Origin of the sequence: Acinetobacter sp. NIPH 2100, from assembly GCF_000369805.1 — a bacterium.
Taxonomy (GTDB): Bacteria; Pseudomonadota; Gammaproteobacteria; order Pseudomonadales; family Moraxellaceae; genus Acinetobacter.
Genome location: NZ_KB850224.1, coordinates 1,648,119 through 1,668,251, shown reverse-complemented (window position 1 = coordinate 1,668,251; position 20,133 = coordinate 1,648,119). Strand labels below are relative to the sequence as shown.

The 20,133-nt window shown below is 36.7% G+C and carries 22 protein-coding genes; 10 read left to right on the top strand and 12 right to left on the bottom strand.

Features of this window, described 5'->3' with window-relative positions; all coding sequences use genetic code 11:
* A partial coding sequence (gene dnaX, locus F887_RS18780) for a DNA polymerase III subunit gamma/tau (RefSeq protein ID WP_005293486.1) occupies positions 1-1,303 on the bottom strand: 1,303 nt, incomplete at its 3' end.
* Positions 1,304-1,505: 202 nt separating this feature from the next.
* Between dnaX and F887_RS10280 the strand changes: the two genes are divergently transcribed.
* The 10 genes from F887_RS10280 to F887_RS10325 all read left to right on the top strand — a co-directional run bounded on the left by F887_RS10280 (position 1,506) and on the right by F887_RS10325 (position 12,163).
* Complete coding sequence (locus F887_RS10280) at positions 1,506-2,666, top strand: cupin domain-containing protein (protein WP_005293483.1); 1,161 nt, start codon at positions 1,506-1,508, stop codon at positions 2,664-2,666.
* A gap of 215 nt (positions 2,667-2,881) precedes the next feature.
* Positions 2,882-3,937: a linear amide C-N hydrolase gene (locus F887_RS10285; RefSeq protein WP_005293480.1), complete on the top strand. Its 1,056-nt coding sequence runs from the start codon at positions 2,882-2,884 to the stop codon at positions 3,935-3,937.
* 36 nt (positions 3,938-3,973) lie between these two features.
* Positions 3,974-4,477, top strand: coding sequence for a hypothetical protein (locus F887_RS10290; protein ID WP_005293479.1), 504 nt, complete (start codon positions 3,974-3,976; stop codon positions 4,475-4,477).
* A gap of 475 nt (positions 4,478-4,952) precedes the next feature.
* Positions 4,953-5,519 (top strand): TetR/AcrR family transcriptional regulator, encoded by a 567-nt coding sequence (locus tag F887_RS10295; RefSeq protein WP_005293474.1) that lies wholly within the window; start codon positions 4,953-4,955, stop codon positions 5,517-5,519.
* A 556-nt stretch (positions 5,520-6,075) separates the two neighbouring features.
* A complete protein-coding gene (locus tag F887_RS10300) occupies positions 6,076-6,387 on the top strand; it encodes an ArsR/SmtB family transcription factor (protein WP_005152449.1) in 312 nt (103 codons plus the stop codon).
* Between the two features lie 83 nt (positions 6,388-6,470).
* Positions 6,471-8,171, top strand: coding sequence for a SulP family inorganic anion transporter (locus tag F887_RS10305; protein ID WP_005293471.1), 1,701 nt, complete (start codon positions 6,471-6,473; stop codon positions 8,169-8,171).
* Between the two features lie 197 nt (positions 8,172-8,368).
* On the top strand, positions 8,369-9,571 hold the full coding sequence (sstT, locus tag F887_RS10310; protein WP_005293468.1) for a serine/threonine transporter SstT: 1,203 nt from the start codon (positions 8,369-8,371) through the stop codon (positions 9,569-9,571).
* A 6-nt stretch (positions 9,572-9,577) separates the two neighbouring features.
* On the top strand, positions 9,578-10,258 hold the full coding sequence (locus F887_RS10315) for a YoaK family protein (RefSeq protein WP_005293465.1): 681 nt from the start codon (positions 9,578-9,580) through the stop codon (positions 10,256-10,258).
* Positions 10,259-10,261: 3 nt separating this feature from the next.
* A complete protein-coding gene (locus tag F887_RS10320; RefSeq protein WP_005152444.1) occupies positions 10,262-10,801 on the top strand; it encodes a DUF2058 domain-containing protein in 540 nt (179 codons plus the stop codon).
* 120 nt (positions 10,802-10,921) lie between these two features.
* Positions 10,922-12,163: a mechanosensitive ion channel family protein gene (locus tag F887_RS10325; RefSeq protein WP_005293462.1), complete on the top strand. Its 1,242-nt coding sequence runs from the start codon at positions 10,922-10,924 to the stop codon at positions 12,161-12,163.
* Positions 12,164-12,265: 102 nt separating this feature from the next.
* Here the strand turns inward: F887_RS10325 and F887_RS0117945 are convergent, their stop codons facing one another.
* The 11 genes from F887_RS0117945 to F887_RS10375 all read right to left on the bottom strand — a co-directional run bounded on the left by F887_RS0117945 (position 12,266) and on the right by F887_RS10375 (position 19,782).
* Positions 12,266-12,784: a PDZ domain-containing protein gene (locus F887_RS0117945; protein ID WP_005293457.1), complete on the bottom strand. Its 519-nt coding sequence runs from the start codon at positions 12,782-12,784 to the stop codon at positions 12,266-12,268.
* Positions 12,732-13,037: a hypothetical protein gene (locus tag F887_RS18775; protein WP_005293455.1), complete on the bottom strand. Its 306-nt coding sequence runs from the start codon at positions 13,035-13,037 to the stop codon at positions 12,732-12,734. Before F887_RS18775 ends, F887_RS0117945 begins: the two co-directional genes overlap by 53 nt.
* Before the next feature lie 197 nt (positions 13,038-13,234).
* Positions 13,235-13,492 carry a hypothetical protein gene (locus tag F887_RS10330; RefSeq protein ID WP_032862840.1) on the bottom strand — a complete coding sequence of 86 codons (258 nt, stop codon included), beginning with the start codon at positions 13,490-13,492 and terminating at the stop codon, positions 13,235-13,237.
* 185 nt (positions 13,493-13,677) lie between these two features.
* Entirely contained in the window at positions 13,678-13,959 is a 282-nt protein-coding gene (locus tag F887_RS10335; RefSeq protein WP_005152440.1) for a hypothetical protein, read from the bottom strand.
* 190 nt (positions 13,960-14,149) lie between these two features.
* The gene (lptA, locus tag F887_RS10340) at positions 14,150-14,662 is read right to left on the bottom strand and encodes a lipopolysaccharide transport periplasmic protein LptA (protein ID WP_032862838.1); all 513 of its coding nucleotides are present in this window, start codon (positions 14,660-14,662) and stop codon (positions 14,150-14,152) included.
* A 174-nt stretch (positions 14,663-14,836) separates the two neighbouring features.
* On the bottom strand, positions 14,837-15,169 hold the full coding sequence (locus tag F887_RS10345; protein WP_005293445.1) for a hypothetical protein: 333 nt from the start codon (positions 15,167-15,169) through the stop codon (positions 14,837-14,839).
* A 258-nt stretch (positions 15,170-15,427) separates the two neighbouring features.
* The gene (locus F887_RS10350; protein WP_005293442.1) at positions 15,428-17,299 is read right to left on the bottom strand and encodes a non-contractile tail sheath protein; all 1,872 of its coding nucleotides are present in this window, start codon (positions 17,297-17,299) and stop codon (positions 15,428-15,430) included.
* A gap of 185 nt (positions 17,300-17,484) precedes the next feature.
* Positions 17,485-18,138 (bottom strand): hypothetical protein, encoded by a 654-nt coding sequence (locus tag F887_RS10355; RefSeq protein ID WP_005293440.1) that lies wholly within the window; start codon positions 18,136-18,138, stop codon positions 17,485-17,487.
* A gap of 581 nt (positions 18,139-18,719) precedes the next feature.
* The gene (locus F887_RS10365; protein ID WP_005293433.1) at positions 18,720-19,022 is read right to left on the bottom strand and encodes a hypothetical protein; all 303 of its coding nucleotides are present in this window, start codon (positions 19,020-19,022) and stop codon (positions 18,720-18,722) included.
* 92 nt (positions 19,023-19,114) lie between these two features.
* Positions 19,115-19,309 (bottom strand): hypothetical protein, encoded by a 195-nt coding sequence (locus F887_RS10370; protein ID WP_005293430.1) that lies wholly within the window; start codon positions 19,307-19,309, stop codon positions 19,115-19,117.
* 155 nt (positions 19,310-19,464) lie between these two features.
* On the bottom strand, positions 19,465-19,782 hold the full coding sequence (locus F887_RS10375) for a hypothetical protein (RefSeq protein WP_005293427.1): 318 nt from the start codon (positions 19,780-19,782) through the stop codon (positions 19,465-19,467).
* Positions 19,783-20,133 lie beyond the last annotated feature (351 nt).

Genomic DNA, 20,133 nt, shown 5'->3' with positions numbered 1-20,133 from the left:
GTTCAGGTTCAGGTTCAGGTTCAGGTTCAGGTTCAGGTTCAGGTTCAGGTTCAGGTTCAGGTTCAGGTTCAGGTTCAGGTTCAGGTTCAGGTTCAACCATAACGGTTTCTTGTTGGACCGCAAGCTGACTTTCTAAAGCCGTGTTTTGAGCGGCTGGTTGAATACTGCTGGTTGCAATTTGCGTTACAGCTGCTGCGCTGACAGTGACCTCATTGGGGGTCATTGGTCTAAATGCCAATAAACGCAAGACCGTCATTTCAAAGCCTTGTTCCTGAGTCACAGCAAGTTGCAACTCAGTACGCCCTTTACAGGCAATTTGATAATAAAGCTGTAAATCCTGAGCAGAAATAAGTTTTGATAGTTGCAGAATTTTCTGATTAATTTCTTCACTATATTTCAAAGCAAGATCAGGTAAATACTGCAACAGCGCCAATTCATGCAAAGTTGAAACCAGTTGATCTAGTACCAAAGAAACATCTAAAGCTTGCTGTCTAAATTGCAACAATAACTGACTGACATGGGCTTGCTGATTTTGATGAATTGCTAAAATCAAATCATAAATAATGGTTCGGTCAATCAACCCCAACATATCTTTGACATCTTGATGATGTACTGCCCCCTGACCATAGGCAATCGCTTGATCCGTTAAAGATAAGGCATCACGCAATGAACCCTGTGCAGACTCAGCAATTTGCCAAATTGCATTTTGATCAGCTTCAATATGTTCTTTATTTAAAATCGCAGTCAAATGCTCAGTAATTTCATCAACTGCCAACGGACGCAAGGTAAATTGCAAGCAACGTGAAATCACGGTAATTGGTAATTTTTGTGGATCAGTGGTCGCAAACAGGAATTTGACATGCTCAGGCGGCTCTTCCAATGTCTTTAACAATGCATTGAATGAGTGCGTTGAAAGCATGTGCACTTCATCGATCAGGTAGACTTTAAAACGGCCTTGAGTCGGTGCATAAGGAACATTGTCGAGTAGCTCACGAGTATCTTCAACTTTGGTTCGTGATGCCGCATCAATTTCAATTAAATCAATAAAACGACCTTCATTTACCGCTTTACAGGTAGCACATACCTCACACGGCGTCGAAGTAACACCCGTTTCACAGTTTAAGCATTTGGCTAAAATACGGGCAATCGTGGTTTTTCCGACGCCACGCGTACCCGTAAACAAATAAGCATGATGCAAACGACCGCGTTCTAGCGCACTGGTTAAAGCACGAGAAACATGGTTTTGCCCCACTAACTCATTGAAATTACGTGGACGGTATTTTCTTGCCAGTACTTGATACATGTATGCTCCTTTTTGCATCTTAAGGATACTGTTTTTTTGAAAGGCTGTGAATGAATACGCATCTAATTGATCAAGTTTAAATACATTCCATTACTTTTGATGGTGATTTCTAAGTATTTCATCACTTTTACACAAGACTTGCGCCAACATTCAACTCAAGTGACAATACGCACCAATTTATATGTTGTTGGTTTCATTTCCCATGTCTCAATCTTTAGCGGTACTCGGCGGCATTACCGCAGAACAGTTTCTTAATGAATATTGGCAGAAAAAGCCATTATTGGTCCGTAATGCGATGCCAGAAATTATTGGCCTATTGGAGCCAACAGATGTTCAGGAGTTAGCTTTAGAAGAACACGTGACTGCCCGCTTAATCCGTCAAAAAAATAAAAATCCAAACGAATGGCATGTAAAGTCATCACCACTGACCAAAGGTGATTTCCAAAAACTACCCAACCTATGGACGCTACTGGTTCAAGCCGTAGATCATTATTCATTTGATATTGCTGAACTGTGGAAAAAGTTTCCTTTTATTCCGCAATGGCGTCGTGACGACATCATGGTGTCTTATGCACCTCAAGGCGGTTCAGTTGGGAAACACTTTGATTTTTATGATGTGTTCTTGGTACAAGGTCACGGCCACCGTCGTTGGCAGTTAGGTCAAATGTGTGATGAATCAACTCAATTCATTCCTGACCAGCCATTAAAGCTCTTGCCTGAAATAGATGTACAATTTGATGAAGTGCTTGCACCTGGTGATTTACTTTATGTACCGCCTGGCCTCGCGCATTATGGGGTAGCAGAAGATGATTGCTTGACCTTCTCTTTTGGCTTCCGTATGCCAAACTTGTCAGAAATGATTGATCAAGTTAGTGATAAATTTTCAGAAAATACCTCACTCAAAAATCCATTGCTCGATATCGTGCGTCAACAGACTGCACATTTGGGTGAAATGAATAGCACTGAATTTGCTTACCTAAAAACTCAATTATTAGACTACCTCACGCAAGCGCCTGAATTTGATGCAGCAATCATGGCCTATATGAGCGAAGCAAGTTATCCCAACAACATTCCTGAACCTGAAGAAGTGGATGGCAATGATGTAGCCGAAGTGATTGGCGCTGATTACCAAATTATTTTAGAGCCCGCTTCAAGATTACTTTACAGAAAACAAGACCAGTCTCTAGAGTTTTGGGCAAATGGCGATACAGTGTGTGTATCTGAAGCATTTATTCCTTTTTTGAAGCAGATTGCAGATGGAGAAAGCTTAGTACTGGACGAACGCTTTAATGACACTGAGGTTCTGGAAGATATCGCGCTATTGCTCAACAACGCAATTGTGATGTTATTACCCCCAAATTAAGTGATCTATCGTCAATTTTTATGCCTGTGATTGGAATCATTTCCAATCACAGGCATGATTTTGTTATAGAATTAATGATAAAAATAAATCCCTACTTTTTATAATGATTACATTTTAATTCTTGAATAAGAATTTTTTTTAAATAGACTAAATCCAATTCATTACAAAAACATTAGATAGAAATCAACTTGATATAACAACTCGGAGACTGACTTGTGTTTAAAAAAATCTTATGCCTTTCATTTCTCACTTCATCTTTAGTTCTACAAACCAGCCATGCCTGCACACGTGCAGTGTATCTAGGTAATAATGACCATATCATTACCGCACGATCGATGGATTGGAAAGTCGATGTCGCCACAAATCTCTGGATCCTACCAAGCGGTGTTGTACGAGATAGTAATGCCGGACCAAAATCACTGAAATGGAAAGCCAAATATGGCAGCGTGATTGCCACGGGTTATGACATCTCAACAACCGACGGGATGAATGAAGCAGGTCTGGTCGCCAACGTGTTATGGCTGGTCGAATCTCAATATCCAGATACAAAAAAATCGAATAAACCACAGTTGAGCATTTCTGCTTGGGCACAATACGTACTCGATAATTACGCAACCGTTTCTGAAGCGGTCAATGCTTTAGAAAAAGAACCTTTTGATCTGATTACCGACAGTGTGCCTGGTGAACAACGACTCGCAACATTACACCTCTCGATTTCAGATAAAACCGGCGACAGCGCCATTATTGAATACATTGGTGGTAAACAAGTCATTCATCATGATAAGAAATATCAAGTCATGACCAACTCGCCAACATTTGATCAACAACTCGCGCTCAATACCTATTGGCAACAAATTGGTGGAACTGTGATGCTGCCTGGCACCAATCGAGCGGCTGATCGATTTGCCCGCGCATCATTTTATATCAATGCCATTCCTAAAAATGACAATCCTAAAGATGCCTTAGCTTCTGTTTTTAGTGTAATTCGTAATGCATCTGTACCCTATGGCTTGAATACTGCAGAAGAACCGAATATCTCCTCGACACGTTGGAGAACTGTCGCTGATCACAAACAACAGCTCTATTTCTTTGAATCGGCAGTTTCACCCAATGTATTTTGGGTAGATTTAAAGAAAATTAACTTTAAGGATGGTTTAACGCGTAAACTTGATCTAGGTAAAGATCAACAAAATACCTTTGCAGGTGATGCAACAGGTCAATTTAAGCTCGCCAAACCATTTGAATTTCTTGGCCCACAATTACATCATTAACACTGAAATATTGAATACATCCTAGAGAGTTGAAAGATGAATAAAACTTTATGTTTACTTAGCCTTTGTATTGTTATGAGTGGTTGCTCAACCTTACCAGACTCATCTGCACCTTCAACAGACAATCTAGCAACCGCAGGTTCATTGACTTGCAAAGCAAACGAACTTTGCCCCAATGTTTTTGTTGAATGGGACAAGCAACACAAAGCGCAATTAAGCGTAGAAACGGTGCTCAACAGTAGTTATGACTACTATGACATCAAAGGCATTACCTTCTTCGTGGATGGAAAAGCCTTTGCTTACAAACCTGTGGGCCCAACAGAACAAAAAAACATTAATCGACTCATTCCTAGACGCTCATCAAATAGCTTTGTGCTTCCAAGTACATTCCTTTATGAACTAGACAAAGCAAAAAATGTTGAGCTTTCAATCGAAACAGATAAAGGTAACATTAAGCGCTCAGTTTACACCCCAAGCCAACAATCAATGCTTTACCATAACTTTGTAAAACTTATCGCAACCCTACCAAGTAAATCTTAAAATAGAAAATTATACGATTAAAGTCAGTTATTTATTTTAACTATAAGTAACTGACTTTTTAATATTTGGATTATATTCAAAAATCGACTACAGAGTAAAATTTCAAAACTCGAGTATCTTTAATATATACATACCTACAAACAAGAATAAATCTCAATATAGATAGCTTTATGAAATAAAATGTGGGTAAAATGAGTTATCCTTTGAAAACAATTAGATGAATAATCACCAATCAAAGCTGAATAAATTCCCATATGTTTTTATTGTATTTTAAGATTTAATTAATAGTTATTTTCTATAGTCATAAAATATTATTTCACCACCTACACTTGAAAATATGAATTAAAGAATCATTTAAATAAATAATATTATTTTCCCCTATGATATTTTCAAAATACCATGTAAAATCCGTGCCAAAATTGCATAATGAAATGCAACATGATGCTCTTGGCGATGGGCGAACTCGAGGCGTTGTATGTCAAAAAAAGAAGATATTATTAGCACTGCATTAAGACTTTTTAATTCGCATAGCTATAATTCAATTGGTGTTGACCGGATCATTAGTGAATCTGGTGTCGCAAAAATGACGTTCTACAAATACTTTCCATCAAAGGAAAAGTTAATTGAAGAATGCTTGATACAACGGAACACCAATCTTCAAACTTCACTCAATGCAACTTTGGCAGAATGTGATGAAGACGATCATCTTGGTCAACTCAAAGCAATTTTTGGTTGGTACGCTGCTTGGTTTAACAGTGAAGATTTTAATGGCTGTATGTTTCAGAAAGCATTAGAAGAAGTCATCAAAATCTACCCTTCTACATTGCAACCTGCCACCCAATATAAAATATGGTTAACTGCTTTAATCGAAAATTTACTTAAAAATCTTGATATTCGTAACCCGACCCATCTTGCAACTTTGATTGTGAGCATTTTGGATGGTATGACAATTCAAGCACATGTTAACAAGCACTCTGTCGAGATGGATGAGTATTGGAAACGTGTTGAACATCTAATTAACTTTGAAAAAGCAATGGCATAAATATGAGATATCCCTTTAAAAATAAAGGGATTTTTTAAAAGTTAGAATGCAGATATCATTGAATAAAAAATAAAGCGTGATTTATAGTTATTATTGTGGCTCACGCTTGCGTCTGAGTGTAAAAAAGAATAATAAATATTATTACCCTCTGGCGGTTGTACTTTCGCACTTCCGATCCTTCTTATGCAGACAGATCGTTCTGTCTTGTTTCTCATTATATATACTTTCCCCTAAAGCGCAATCTTTTTTTCAACTTTTTTATATTCATTAAATATATTAATAACTTAATTTTATTGTTTAGTATTTTTAAACAATAAAATATTCCAATTGACTCCGCTAGATGATACCACTTGATAAAATTTTACCAAAATAACAATAATGTGAATAAAATCACATTATTTATTATTAAAACAGAATATTTCACATTAATGCACTATTTTATCACTTTTACTGATATACATTTTCATTAAAAACCATTGCAATTATTCAGTTTTACTACAATTTTCTCTTTGTCTGACTTTATACTAGCCACGGCTGTAACCTAGTGAGTATATGCATGCAAAAGGATTTCGAGATCGAAGCAATGAGAGAGTCTGCTGGTACAATTGTCAATGTACTAAAATCTCTGGCGAATACTGATCGTTTAATTATTTTGTGTCATTTGGCTAAACAAGAACTTAATGTTTCACAAATTGAAGAATTGACCCAAATTTTTCAACCAACACTCTCTCAACAATTGATGATGTTAAGAAAGAGTCATGCGGTTTCTACCCGACGTGATGGTAAACAAATTTTCTACTCGATTTTGGATCCAAAATTAAAAGTGGTTTTGAATACCTTATATGAGCATTATTGCCCCCACGCATAATATTGCAGTAACTGTTTTAACCATACCCTCTTTAGCATTTTTTCTGCATAATATATATAAATTTATGATTTAGACTATTGTGCATGAAATTGTTATCCCTCAACTTAGCTAAACTATTTCCTGCACGAAAATGGTTAAGTCATTATCAACTTTCAAGTTTCAAGTCTGACTTGATTGCAGCTTGTATCGTATTAGCCATGCTCGTACCTCAAGGTATGGCTTATGCAATGCTGGCAGGATTACCTCCAATTATGGGGATATATGCCAGTATATTACCCATGATTATCTATGCGTTTACGGGAAGCAGTACTACCCTTTCTATTGGACCTGTGGCCATTATCTCCATGATGGTCTTCGCAGCACTCAATCCATTATTTGCTGTTGGTTCGACAGCCTATATTGAAGCTGCATGCTTATTGGCACTGTTAGTCGGCATCATTTCCCTACTTTTAGGATTATTTCGTTTTGGTTTTCTGATTCAGCTGATTAGCCATCCTGTGATTCAAAGTTTTATTATTGCTTCAGCCCTACTGATTGCTCTAGGGCAGCTTAAATTTCTACTCGATATTCCGCTTCAAGCAAGTAACATCCCCGAATTTATTATAAGTTTTTCTCAAAATTTTGATGTGATCAGCCTAACTGGTATTAGCTTTGGACTTATCTCCGTTTTAATACTTTTTGTGCTTCCAAAGTTGATCAGATCGGAGTTTCTTAATAAGACATTACCTTTACTCCTCGTCCTGTTCTCTATCGCTGTCATCAGCTTTTTAGGTAATGATTATAATGCCATCAAAACTGTTGGTATCATTCCTACAGGTTTACCAAGTTTAAATTTTCCCACTTGGAATCTCGAACTAGTTCAACAATTGTTACCAAGCGCTTTTATGATTGCTATGATTAGTTTTGTTGAATCTTTAGCCATTGCTCAAGCCACAGCGCTACAGAAACGCGATGATTTGAACAGTAATCAGGAACTGATTGCATTGGGTTTAGCCAATATCGCCGCAGGAATAAATTCAGGGTTTCCCGTTTCTGGCAGTTTATCTCGTACTGTTGTAAATACCGATGCAGGCGCAAAAACCCCAATGTCAGGAGTAGTTTCATCCTTACTCATGATTGTAGTAAGTCTCTACTTTACTGGTTTCTTTCAAAATCTGCCTTTGGCTGTACTCGCAGCAACAATTTTTGTTTCTATCTGGAAATTGGTGACACTGACACCATTCATTGAAACCTGGAAATATTCAAAAGCAGATGGTCTGGCCATGTGGGTAACGTTCTTTGGTGTAACCTGTTTGGATATTTCAACTGGACTGATTATTGGTATTGTACTGACTTTCATTTTATTGCTGTGGCGGATCAGTCGACCACATATTGCGGTCATTGGTTTAATTGAAGGTACTCAGCATTTTAGGAATGTATCAAATTACAATGTCATTACAACAGCAGCAATTGTTTCCTTCCGTGTAGATGAAAATCTGAGTTTTTTGAATGCACATGTTCTAAAAGGTCATGTGATTACCGAAGTTAGTCAAAATCCTCTGTTGCAACATGTGGTGATCAATTGCTCAAGTATCAGCAATATCGATCTGAGTGCATTAGAAATGTTAGAAGATCTTAATCAGGAACTGAAGCAACTCAATATTCAACTGCATTTGTCTGAAATTAAGAGCCCAGTTATGGATCGACTGTCTAAATCGCAACTGATCAATGAGCTGACAGGACAAATATTTTTATCACATTATCAAGCAATACAAACACTTTCACCTGAAATGCTTGTAGAATGAACGGCTTTTATTGGATTTTTTTTATACAAAAGGATGTGTCATGTTTTCCTAATTTTTTTTAAAAAACATTGTGTTAATTTTTTGGTTATTTTTAAAGTAATTGAATTGCAAAAAAAATTTTATTATTCACGGTACTTAGGTATAGAATACCGCGCTTGTTTAACCTTAAACCGTGCATAGGTTTATAAGGCCTTTATATGTTTAATGTATTGTCTCGCTTGAGTTTAGTTAGCAAAATTATTATCGCTATTTTTCTAGGGATTGGAGTAGCTCTTCTCTTTCCTAACTTTACACCCTACTTAAGTTTATTGGGTGAATTATTCATTAAAGCATTAAAGTCTGTTGCACCGATTTTAGTTTTTGTTTTGGTTCTATCTTCAATTGCAAATTTCCAGATCGGTCAAAGCTCGAATATCAGACCTGTGCTTGTATTATATGTTGTAGGTATGCTACTTGCCGCATTTAGTGCCGTAACAGCAAGTGTCCTATTTCCAAGCCAACTGTTTTTGCACTTACCAGCAGAAACTGGACTTCAAGCACCAGGCAGTCTTGCAGAAATTTTAAAGAATCTACTTTTAAGTTTTATTGCAAACCCAGTACAAGCAATTGGTGAAGCAAACTTTATTGGTATTTTAGCTTGGGCCGTTGGTTTGGGATTGGCTTTACGTCATAGTTCAGACAATACAAAGCAAGTTTTGACAGATGTTGCTCATGCTGTAAATAAAATCATTCATACCGTGATTGGTTTCGCACCTATTGGTATTTTTGGCTTAGTTGCAGTGACCTTTGCTGATGCAGGCTTGGCAACATTAAAAAGCTATGCGCATCTCTTATTCGTATTGATTGGCACCATGGCATTTGTTGCACTTGTCATCAATCCGATTCTAGTTGCGATTACGATGAAAGCGAATCCATATCCATTAGTCTTTACCTGTTTAAAAGAAAGTGGAATTACAGCCTTCTTTACGCGTAGTTCAGCAGCCAACATTCCTGTCAATTTAGACCTTGCGCAACGTTTAGGTGTCAATGAAGCGACTGCAAGTGTATCTATTCCGCTTGGCGCAACCATTAACATGGCGGGTGCAGCAGTGACGATTACAGTACTGACTCTGGCAGCTGTACATACCTTAGGTATTCCAGTTGGTTTAAGCACCATGATCATTTTATCTGTGGTTGCCACTGTCTCTGCTTGTGGTGCATCAGGGGTTGCTGGTGGTTCTTTGCTGTTGATTCCTGTTGCTTGTAGCTTGTTTGGTATATCATCTGAGATATCAATGCAAATTGTTGCGATTGGTATGATTATCAGTGTATTGCAAGATTCAACAGAAACCGCGTTAAACTCATCAACGGATGTGTTATTTACCGCTGCAGTTGATTTCAGAGACCGTCCAAACTCATAGGTTAATATGCCACTTCAACGTTTACCCAACTGGATTCAACTTGGTGCTTTCTTACTTGCACTGAATGCAGGGATGGTAAACGTTTTAGGCTTATTTACACTGCTACATCAATCTGTTTCTCATATGACTGGCAATGTCAGTATGCTTGCAATGAGTTTACTGGACTGGCAGCCTGAGCATTTTATCTATCTAAGTCTGGTTGTCATTTGCTTTGTCATCGGCTCTTTTTATAGCGGCCTGATACTTGGCAATGGCAATGTTGCCTTTGGTCGACACTATGGCCTTCCATTGAGCTTGGTTGCGATCTTTTTATTCCTCACTTGGTTGTTACTTCCCTATTTTCCGCGATATGGTTTATTGTGGGCCTGTGTTGCCATGGGGGTACAAAATGCCATGGTGAGCCATTACAAAGGCGCTATTATTCGTACCACGCACTTATCTGGTGTCCTCACTGATATTGGTTTAGCATTGGGCTATAAAGCACGCGGTCTAAAAGTAGAAAAACGTCGTATTTTTCTGCACCTACTCATTTTTATGGGTTTTTTATGCGGTGGACTCATTGCGAGTGTGCTTTATCCTTATTTAAAATTACAGACCTTTCTCATTCCTACTGGCTTAAGCTTGGCAATGAGTATGGCCTACTGGATTTTCTATTTTCGTTCTTCATCAAACTCAAATTTGGATTGAATTATGGTTAAAAATGCATTGCAAGCTCAGTTGTTAAAAGCGGGTTTGGTTGATAATAAGAAAGCTAAGAAATTAACCAAACAAGCACAGCATGGGCAACGCACAGGACAAAATGATGATGCGGCATTGAAAGCTGAAATTGATCGTGCCAAGCAAGAAAAGTTAGCCAAAGACCAAGCATTGAATTTAGAAAAGCAGAACATCTTAGAAGAAAAAGCGTTAAAAGCATCTATCATCCAAATGATCAAACACCATAAAGTCAAAGAAATTGAAGGTGACATCACCTATCAATTTATTGATGAAGGTAAAATCAAAAAGGTCTACCTTTCACAGCAAGTTTATAATGCACTTGTTTCTGGTTCGTTGGTGGTTGCCAAAGATCAAGAGAGCTATGCTTATCTGCCTAAAGCACTTGCAGAAAAAATTGATCAGAAAATGCAGGGTTTCATCTTAGTGAATAATAATACTGAGAAAAATGATCAAACCACAGATGAAGAAGATCCATATGCAGCATACGTTATTCCAGATGATCTGATGTGGTAAATCACTTCAGACTTATGTAAAAATGCCTTTACAAATCGTATGTAAACTGTGATCAAACTTATATAAATCCCTATTACACCTTACAATTCTTACTTTAAGAATTTATAAGGTGTTTTGGGTTTGGATTATTTAAATTATATGCGTAGCGAGCTTAGCCATTACCCATGGCTAGAAACAACGCTTGCATTAGCAGTTTTGATTTTGTTTGCAGCACTTGCAAACTTTATAGCTAAAAGAATTATTGTCCGTGGTATTCGCCACTTAATTACAAAATTTAAATCCCCAAACCAAGCAATATTTGCACAGCATAGTGTTACCCGCCGCTTTGCGAATATTGTTCCAGCTCTCGTGATTATGAATGGTATTGTGACTGTTCCACATTTGCCGGAGAAGTTCATTAGCTTCGTACAAATGGGTGCACAAGCCTTTATCTTCCTGACGCTTGCACTCACTATCAGTGAAGCATTGAACATCTTTAATTTGGTCTATCAACGTAATCCTAAATCCAGAAACAAACCGATTAAGGGCTATCTGCAACTTGTTAAACTCATCTTATTTGTTGTCTGTGGCCTGATGATTTTAGGCACTTTCTTGAAAAAAGATGTGTTTACTTTACTTGCAGGCTTCGGTGCAATGGCTGCAGTGTTGATGTTGGTGTTCCAAAATACCATTCTTTCTTTAGTTGCCAGTGTTCAAATTGCTTCTTATGATATGGTTCGTATTGGTGACTGGATTGAAATGCCATCGTTAAATGCAGACGGCGATGTCATTGATATGTCATTACATACAGTGACCGTACAGAACTTTGATAAGACTTTTACCACCATTCCAACCAATAAGCTGGTGACGGACACCTTTAGAAACTGGCGTGGGATGAGTGAATCTGGTTGTCGTCGTATTAAACGTTCACTGTTTCTAGATCAAAGCAGTGTTCACTTCATGAGTGATGCGGAGCAGCAAAAACTAAAAGATTTCTTGCTACTCGACCAGTACCTCGATGCTAAAAAATCTGAAATTGAAGAGTTCAATAATCATTTGAGCAATCAGTCTCAGTATAACCAGCGTCGTTTGACTAATCTTGGGACATTCCGCGCTTATGTTGAGTTTTACTTACGTCAGCACCAAGGTATAGCCCAAAACCAAACTATTTTGGTACGTCAAATGCAGCCTACCAGTGAAGGCTTGCCTTTAGAAATCTATGCATTTACCAATACCATTGCATGGGCTTCTTATGAAGCAATCCAATCTGATATTTTTGATCATCTAATTGCGATCATTCCTGAATTTGGTCTACGAATTTACCAAGCGCCATCTGGTCATGATTTTCAATTGCTTACGACAGAGCAAGAGACCAAAGCTTAAATTAAAAACTAAAAAAGCACCTACGGGTGCTTTTTTAGTTTTTTCTATTCTACAGACTTGAAGTTGGTGGGTCATACAATCAATAATCCTAAAGAGAAAATATTATGTGATTGATATTTCTTTAGTCATTTTTTGGCCTTTTCGTAAAATTTCAAACTTAACAGTCTCTTTCTTTAGGTAATTAGAAATATCTACAAAATGACTTACATCTCTTACCACAATATCATTAATTTTTAGAATAATGTCGTCCTCCAATATTTCCCCGAAAGCGGCAGATTTCTTTGATATAACTTTAGCCTTTATACCTTCTAAGTATCCAGTTCTAGATTTGTCTAAATCAGATAAATCAATGGGATAAATTCCTGTAATTGACTCAAACCTATAAAAGTAACTGACTGTATATTCTTTTTGTGGTTGATAAATGGGGGCTGATTGAGTTAAGGCTCCATTGATATTATTGGATGTATTCACGCTCCCAAAGCCATTATTTTCCGCTTGATTTTGAGAATTATGAGGAGCTGGTGTTAAGAAATTATAGTATCCTATTGATTCTGTTGATTGATTATTGCTAAATAATACTATCTGAGCGCCGAGTGAGTCTGCTCTTTTTCCCCAATTCATTAACGATATAGTCATAACCTTTTGAACTGTCTCTTCCATTAAATTTCTGCGATTTAATCGGTACAAAACCTTCTTCTAACAATTGTATTGTTGATACATTAAACTCTTCTGTTTTCAAAGCTTGTGCTTTTACAAACTGGGATTTATTTGCTTTCTTAAAAAGGGAAACAGGAATATAAATATTTGCTGATGTTTGAGTACTTAAAGAAAGTACCATGAAGCTAGAAAAAATAGCTCTAGTTAAATTTTTCATATAAAAACCACTTTTCTAATGTTATATAAATAAATCAAGCAATCTAAGAAACTAGAATAATACGAAAATCATATCAAATCTGATTTTTGTATTAAAGTTTTCAAGTTAAAAATACTCTGAAAGTTATTAAGTTGTAGTCTATTTCTATAAGCCATCGTCTAAAATATCAATCTTTTATAAATTATAAAAACCACAAGCTATTTGTAATTCATCTCAAAATACTTCCGACAACCTTCCATCCATTCTTTTGATACTGGCGGCTGTTCTGGGTTTTCTGTATTTGCCAGTTCACAATCCTCAGGGTTGTTTAATCCATTGTCTATCGGAAAAGAATAACCATAATAACCATCACTATTCTTCGGATAGCCCCCTGTTTTTTTATAATCCCAATAGAAGTAGCTCACGAAAGCCAGTGTCGTTCCCACTATGATAAAAAAGAATCCTTTTAAGCTCATTTTTTGCCCGAATTGTGCTTTACAACATTATAGGCAACTTTATTAAACATTTAGGGATTTTTTAGCTTCAGGTAAATGCAATTTTTCGAACAGCAATGGCCTGTTTCACTTTTATTGAAGCACAACATTTTGGACACACAATAAAAAGCCCCAATAATATTTGGGGCTTTAGACTGACTTTTTACTCAATCCCACTCGAGCTGAAACTGAATATTGGTATTGGTAAAATTAGGATTTAAGAAAACTCTATAACCGGCTTCCTTCAATTCCGTCACAACAATATCTGCGTCTTCGCTACTTACCTCATGTTTTGAAAATTGTTGCAAGGCATCTCGGTCGCCATCATTGGCCCTTAATTTGATCGTACTGGAAATCTTTGAGAGAATTTTATCTACAGTTAACTTTTTAACATTCGCGTTGGAAATTGCAGTTGCTTTTGAAGCGGGTAACAAAATTTCTTCGTTCACCGTATTCCGCCTGTGATATCAGAATAAGAAAAAATTATAATATGTTCTAATTCCAGTTTTTCAAGGCCACAACACTAACTAAACGACAGATTTTGGCGCAGAGATAATTTTTCTGTATCTAACGTATAAAAAAACCACAATACTGCTCAGCACAACCATCTTTAGGCCATTGTTCCATTCCCACTAAAGTTTACCTGCTGGTTTTGAGGGGCTTCATCTCTACCTTTCTCTGAGGTGGAATAATGATCTGAACGCGTTTATTCGAACTACCGCGAGCCTCGACATCACCTATGGTTAAATTATATCTGAGTGTTTCACCTGAAATACTTGAGCCATCCATGAGAATTGATGCATTGCCTTTTAATACGATCTCTGTTGCTGAGGTATTGTAATCAACACGATTGGCTTTACCATAAACCATTCCCTTCTCCTCACTCACTTTCTGTTGAAATCTGACAGGACTTCCAGTTAGCGTAAGTTGGTCAGGCTGCCCATTTTTCATTGTTCCAATCGCTTTAGCCGCTTGGATATCAATCGTCCCTTGTTTGATTTGAATATTTGAAGCGGAGAAACTATTTTGATTTGGACTATAAAGTGTGTTCTCTGCAGCAATATGAATGGACTGCTGAAAGTCAGACTCGATAGCGCAAACATGTGTGCTACACATCAAAATTGATGTAATCGAAAGGATTTTCTTCATGATAATATTATTTTAGATCAATGCATTTACCAGCTGCAGATCTTAGCATAGCAAATTGTAAAATGAGATTAATTCTTATTTAAAAAAATAATGAAATGAAGATAACGATAGACCTCAAATTTTATAAAATGCCTGCTCTTTAAAAGTAAGAGAGGAAAATCCCCTCTCTACACATCACTATTTACAAACAATATCCAGTTTTTCAGCATAATAATCAGTCGATACTTTTAAATCAGATATCAGCTTCTCTTTGGTGTAGTCCTTTGGTGCAAGTTTTAGCAAAGCAGGAATATACTTTGATTCATACAGATTTGGATAATCTTTGCAAAGTACCCGTGTCTGCTCTTGTTTGGGTGTATCTGGGTTGTCCAAAATGTCCATGTACTCGGAAATCTTGTTGTCCACAACTTCAAAACTTTCTTGTGCTTGCTCAGTTTTAACTTCTGGTTGTTTATTACAACCAACAAATAGGATTGAAATTAGGCCGAGAGATAGAATTCTGATTTTCATAACAATGCTGCATACGATAAATTCATAAAAATCCGCTATCGCGGGTCATTTGTTCTAATTTATCATTAAAGACTGACACCGTAGATATCTTTTGTACCTGTTGGGTAAGAAAAGTTTAACTGCATATGCTCAAGCAAAAATTCTATGGATGTCTCTCCAATATCCGCATCGCTATTAGATAATTGTGCTTTAAAATTGAATAAATGATAAAAATAGAAGTGGTTTTAATTTTAAAACCACTTCTTTTTTGGATATTACTTATAGATAAATTTCAGGCGGATACGGCGTATCGTCACTAATTGGCGTGCACAATGTATTTTCAACAAAGAATCCATTGGGTGCCTGTACTGTATCAATGGTCACAGAATCCTGCATCACTTGCGGATAGGCCCAAATAAACTGCTTCATCAGTCCTAAAGGTTGATTATTCTTCATATCCCCAAATACACGCTGCCAAATTGGTGTTCGATAAGGCTTGGTCTTATCAAATCCATACAGGTGTGCAATTGATGAATCAGGGACAAATCCTGTCAAATAAGCCACTTTATCGGCTGGATAGTTCAAATCTTGTGTAGGAATCTCTGCTACAGCTTGATGTGCTAAACCTAAACGCGCTTCCAAAATCCAGTCATAGGCTTCCGTCATGATGTAATCAAAATTCGGATAGCTATAGTGCTCACTTGGATAATTGATATCTGTCGCCAAGGTTTCAATAGGTGTCCGAATCGTTGGGAAGAAAATCAATGGACACACTTTCGCCGTTGGATACTTGGTTTTAACCACTGTACGAATATCTCGACATGTCTGCCCAAGTTTGTTGCGTAACCAAGCCTTAAACTCATCATATGGTGTCCCTGTTTTATGGACCGCATCATAAATCGTTCCCAAATCTGGCGCATATAAACCAGTGTCTGCATTAAATGCCAGCTTGGTTGGAAAATCATAGACACAAGGTAAATCTGTGCCTTGGTTATACCACCACCATGGTTCACCGATCTGCATATTCACGGGACATCCCCCTACGACCATCATATCTGCAAACTCGATAAATACTTTATGCAGATATGCCAAAGCATTTTGGTCACAAGGGCTGAAAAAATAACTAGGTGGCTCATAACCCGTACGACCTAAGTTGCTATTCCAATCACGTTGTGCCCAAAACTCATTTGCAGCTAATGAATACATTTCAAAGCTCACACCAAATACAGGCAGCATCCCTACGCTTTGCAATGCCTGCGAGAAGCGCTCATGCCATTTACGGGTACAGGGATTCACAACAGCTTGGTTACTCACCAATGTATCTGGAATTTGCCATTTATTGATATCACTTTTCCAAGACATTTCAGGGTATTTTGACATGCCACAATAATGATTAATCAAACCGTGGTAGCCCAAAGCCTGCATATTATCGACCAATCGCTGTGGGTTGAGATCATAATGATCATCATAACTAGTACAAATGCCATAGTTATGCTGCGGCACAGAAACCCGCTTGAGCGTAAGTTTGGCATTTGGCCCCGTAGTTACAGAGTTGGTGATACGGATATAGCCATCTTCTGCTTGGGTTAATGGTTGGGTCGAGTGAGCATTGTAGTTCGAGGTAAATCCAGAGAAAGAAATTCGCTGAATATTAGTAACAGGAAAAGAATCGGTTGCTGCAAAGCCTGCCTTGACCGTATTCCAATTGATATGAATATGCGCTGAGCGAGACGCTGGCTGATTGGCATAATTAAATAAGACAATGTAGGCGACCTTGTCCTCACCATTGGCTTTATATTGCACCGTCAATGTTGGTGTTAAGGTTGGATTATTTAACATTGGCATAGATGCTGACAGTTCAATATCGAAATCCCAAATCACACCGCTATAATCATATTTGGTTTCATAAGCCAAAAATTTATGGTCTTTCGCATCATATGAATCCCAAATAATCCCCGCAAGATCGGTTGTGGTACGTGAGCGGAAGGATGCTTCAAAGCCATTGCCATAATTGGTAATCGCAAAAGACATGGTTTGTGGGCCATCAATGCGCCAGTACTTTGGACTAAAACGATTAATCATTGACGTCTGGATATTTACAGCGGGAGTTGTTTTTAAATTTTTTTGTTTATATTCAAAAGTATTTGTCATTTTAAAAATGCTCTCATTCATCATTGAATCTTTATCTTAAGCGATCAGGATTTTTTGACTGTTTGCATGAGTAAGGATTGATTAAAAAGAACGCACTTATTTCGACTTTATGTAAAAGCAAAGTTTATAAGGTCAATAAAAAAGCTCATCTTGTGACGAGCTCTTTTTGCTGTAAAAACGGATGCTTAGAAATTGTAACGGATACCCACTTTATAAGTGATTCCATCTAAATCTAACACATCAGATGCAGTACTCTCACAGAAATAACCAGTACATACATCATCAAAGTTTTCGATATACAACCATTTATAGCCTAACCCTACATACCCAGCAATATCTTTTTGAATATAGTGACCTAATTCAAAATCAATTGGTAAGGTGACATAACGCAGCTTGGTATCATAGTCATCTGCATCAAGCCATGCATAACCAATACCAATGCTTGCATTCGCATAAGTATTGTTATGATCATAAAATCTATAGCCACCTTTCACATTAATTTCAGTACTTTTCCAATCTGAATTTTTTTGGTAGTTCAAACCGAAAGTTGTACTTAAGGTATCCAAAGCGGTAAAGGTAATGCCTGTACCAATGCCATTTAATTTCTCATGACCATCAATCTCATCGGACTGCAATCGAGAACCATAATATTCTGCAAATATAGAGGTCTTGATGCCACTATTACTCTCACTGCGATAATCTTGTTCTATGGGTTGGACTGTGCGCTGTCCAAGCTCTTGCGGTGTCCCATAATTGACTTGTAAAGGTGTATCTGCCCACCCATTCGCGCCCATAAGAGATACAGTTAACCCCATCACCCCAACAAGTATTTTTTTCATCCTAATGCCTATTTTTATTTGAATTGAAGAGCTTAGAGAATAATTTATTTTTAATTTTTTAAAAATCATTTTTGCTGAAAGACTATAAATAAAAGCGAGAAACCGATATCTGGTAAATCATTTGGTATTTTTGGTGAATTTATTCACACAATAGTCATATCGTTCTTTTATGGTCTGATGATTACTTAATCGGATACATGAGCAAAAAAGATCACCCTCACTGTATTTAATTTCGCTTGGCACAGCAACACCAGCACATTGCAAATCAGTCTGACCTATTTTGGGAATAAGAATACGACTATCCACTTTAAACGCATAAAAAAATCCACCCACAACAATTATGATGAGAACTAAAATCGATGAATTATTTTTAAAGAAATTTTTCATTATTCAAAATGTATAATCATACCGATCTAATAAGATAGATAAGTACCCATTCGTTATGTGAAAAGACATCTTATTTTTTACACTTATAGATGACCATCCAAGTATGATCACAAAACACTCAAAAGCAATCACAATGAGTGTTTTGTGATCATCAAAATTTCAGCTTAGAATAACAAAAATACATACACTAAATTTTAGCTATAAATCTCTTTGTATAAGCGTTTAGATATCCAATCAATAAAAGCTATTTTATTGCTAAATTGAGGGGTATTAAATAAGTTAATATCGAATTCGAAATGATCAAAATTCAACAACTTATAAACACCCCCACCTAAAGGGACCAAATGAGTATATGGATATTTAATCGCTTTCAATGCATTTCTTAAAAATAATGCTTTGATTTGTAAGTCACTGTTTTTATAGGACTGATAACTTTGAGAGTTTATAAACAATTCATATTCACGATCTAAATTTTGAATAACTTGAGAAACAACCACTTTATGCTCCTTTATTATTTGAATTATTTTTATACCACAGAAAAATAGAAAGCCCATCATTTGACAAGCTTTTATACAATTAAACATAAATCTTATTTGATGCTTAATTCATCATCTTTCGCAACAATGATCGAAGTGAGCATTGGAACACCAAGAATAATCGGAACCATGATAATCCATAAATCCGTGGTTAACTTACTGGAAAAAAAGAAATGAATCACAATAGCAACTAGCGCCAGTACTGTGAATAAAACACCCATGAATCGAACTGCAAATTTAACAAGCATTTTTAAACTCCTTATGATTCTAATATGTATAAACAGTATACGCCTACTCCATCAGTTACAGCATTTTCTTTTTCTATTGCACTATAAAAGCAACTTATATATTTCTAAAGTTAAAAAAGCCCAACATGAAGTGGGCTTTCCTTTAAAAACGAGAATTATTTGGCTTCGTTTACAGCAACGATAAACTGGCTGCAATTTGAACCTTCAGAAGCATTTGCCAACTGTTTTTCAGAAAACTGGAACTTTGATGCAACCGATTGATAATCCTTCTTAAGACTTTGACCAGTCAATGTACCTAATTGTTTAACTTGCTCTGGCGTCAATAATTCATTTTCAACCGCTTGATTCATCATGACACAAGCAGTCGTCATTGCATCATAACGTGCCGCAGTTTTTGAATAACCGAATGAACCGATCAAACCGCCAATAACCAGACCGACAAGTAAAGACAAAATAATATGCTTTTTATTCATTTAAGTAACCTGAACAACCAATAATAAAATTAAGCAAATCAATATATTCACTTTCTTAAGATAAACGATTTATTTTCTGTTTTTATTGTAGAGCGCTTTACATGATTTAAGCTACGAAATGTAATTTCTGATGAATTCTAGAATTTTAACACTAAAAAATGATCAGAATGACCTTACTCTTGTTGCATTCATGGTCAGCAATGATAGCAATCCAAAATTAAGCTATTCTAAACGTATAAAAAGCATCCTTTTAAATCATATTCATATAAAAAAATAATTCCTCTCAATTTCATGTGAAGCTCATCACAGGAACATCTCATCCGAAATAAATAGCCATTAAATTAAATGCTT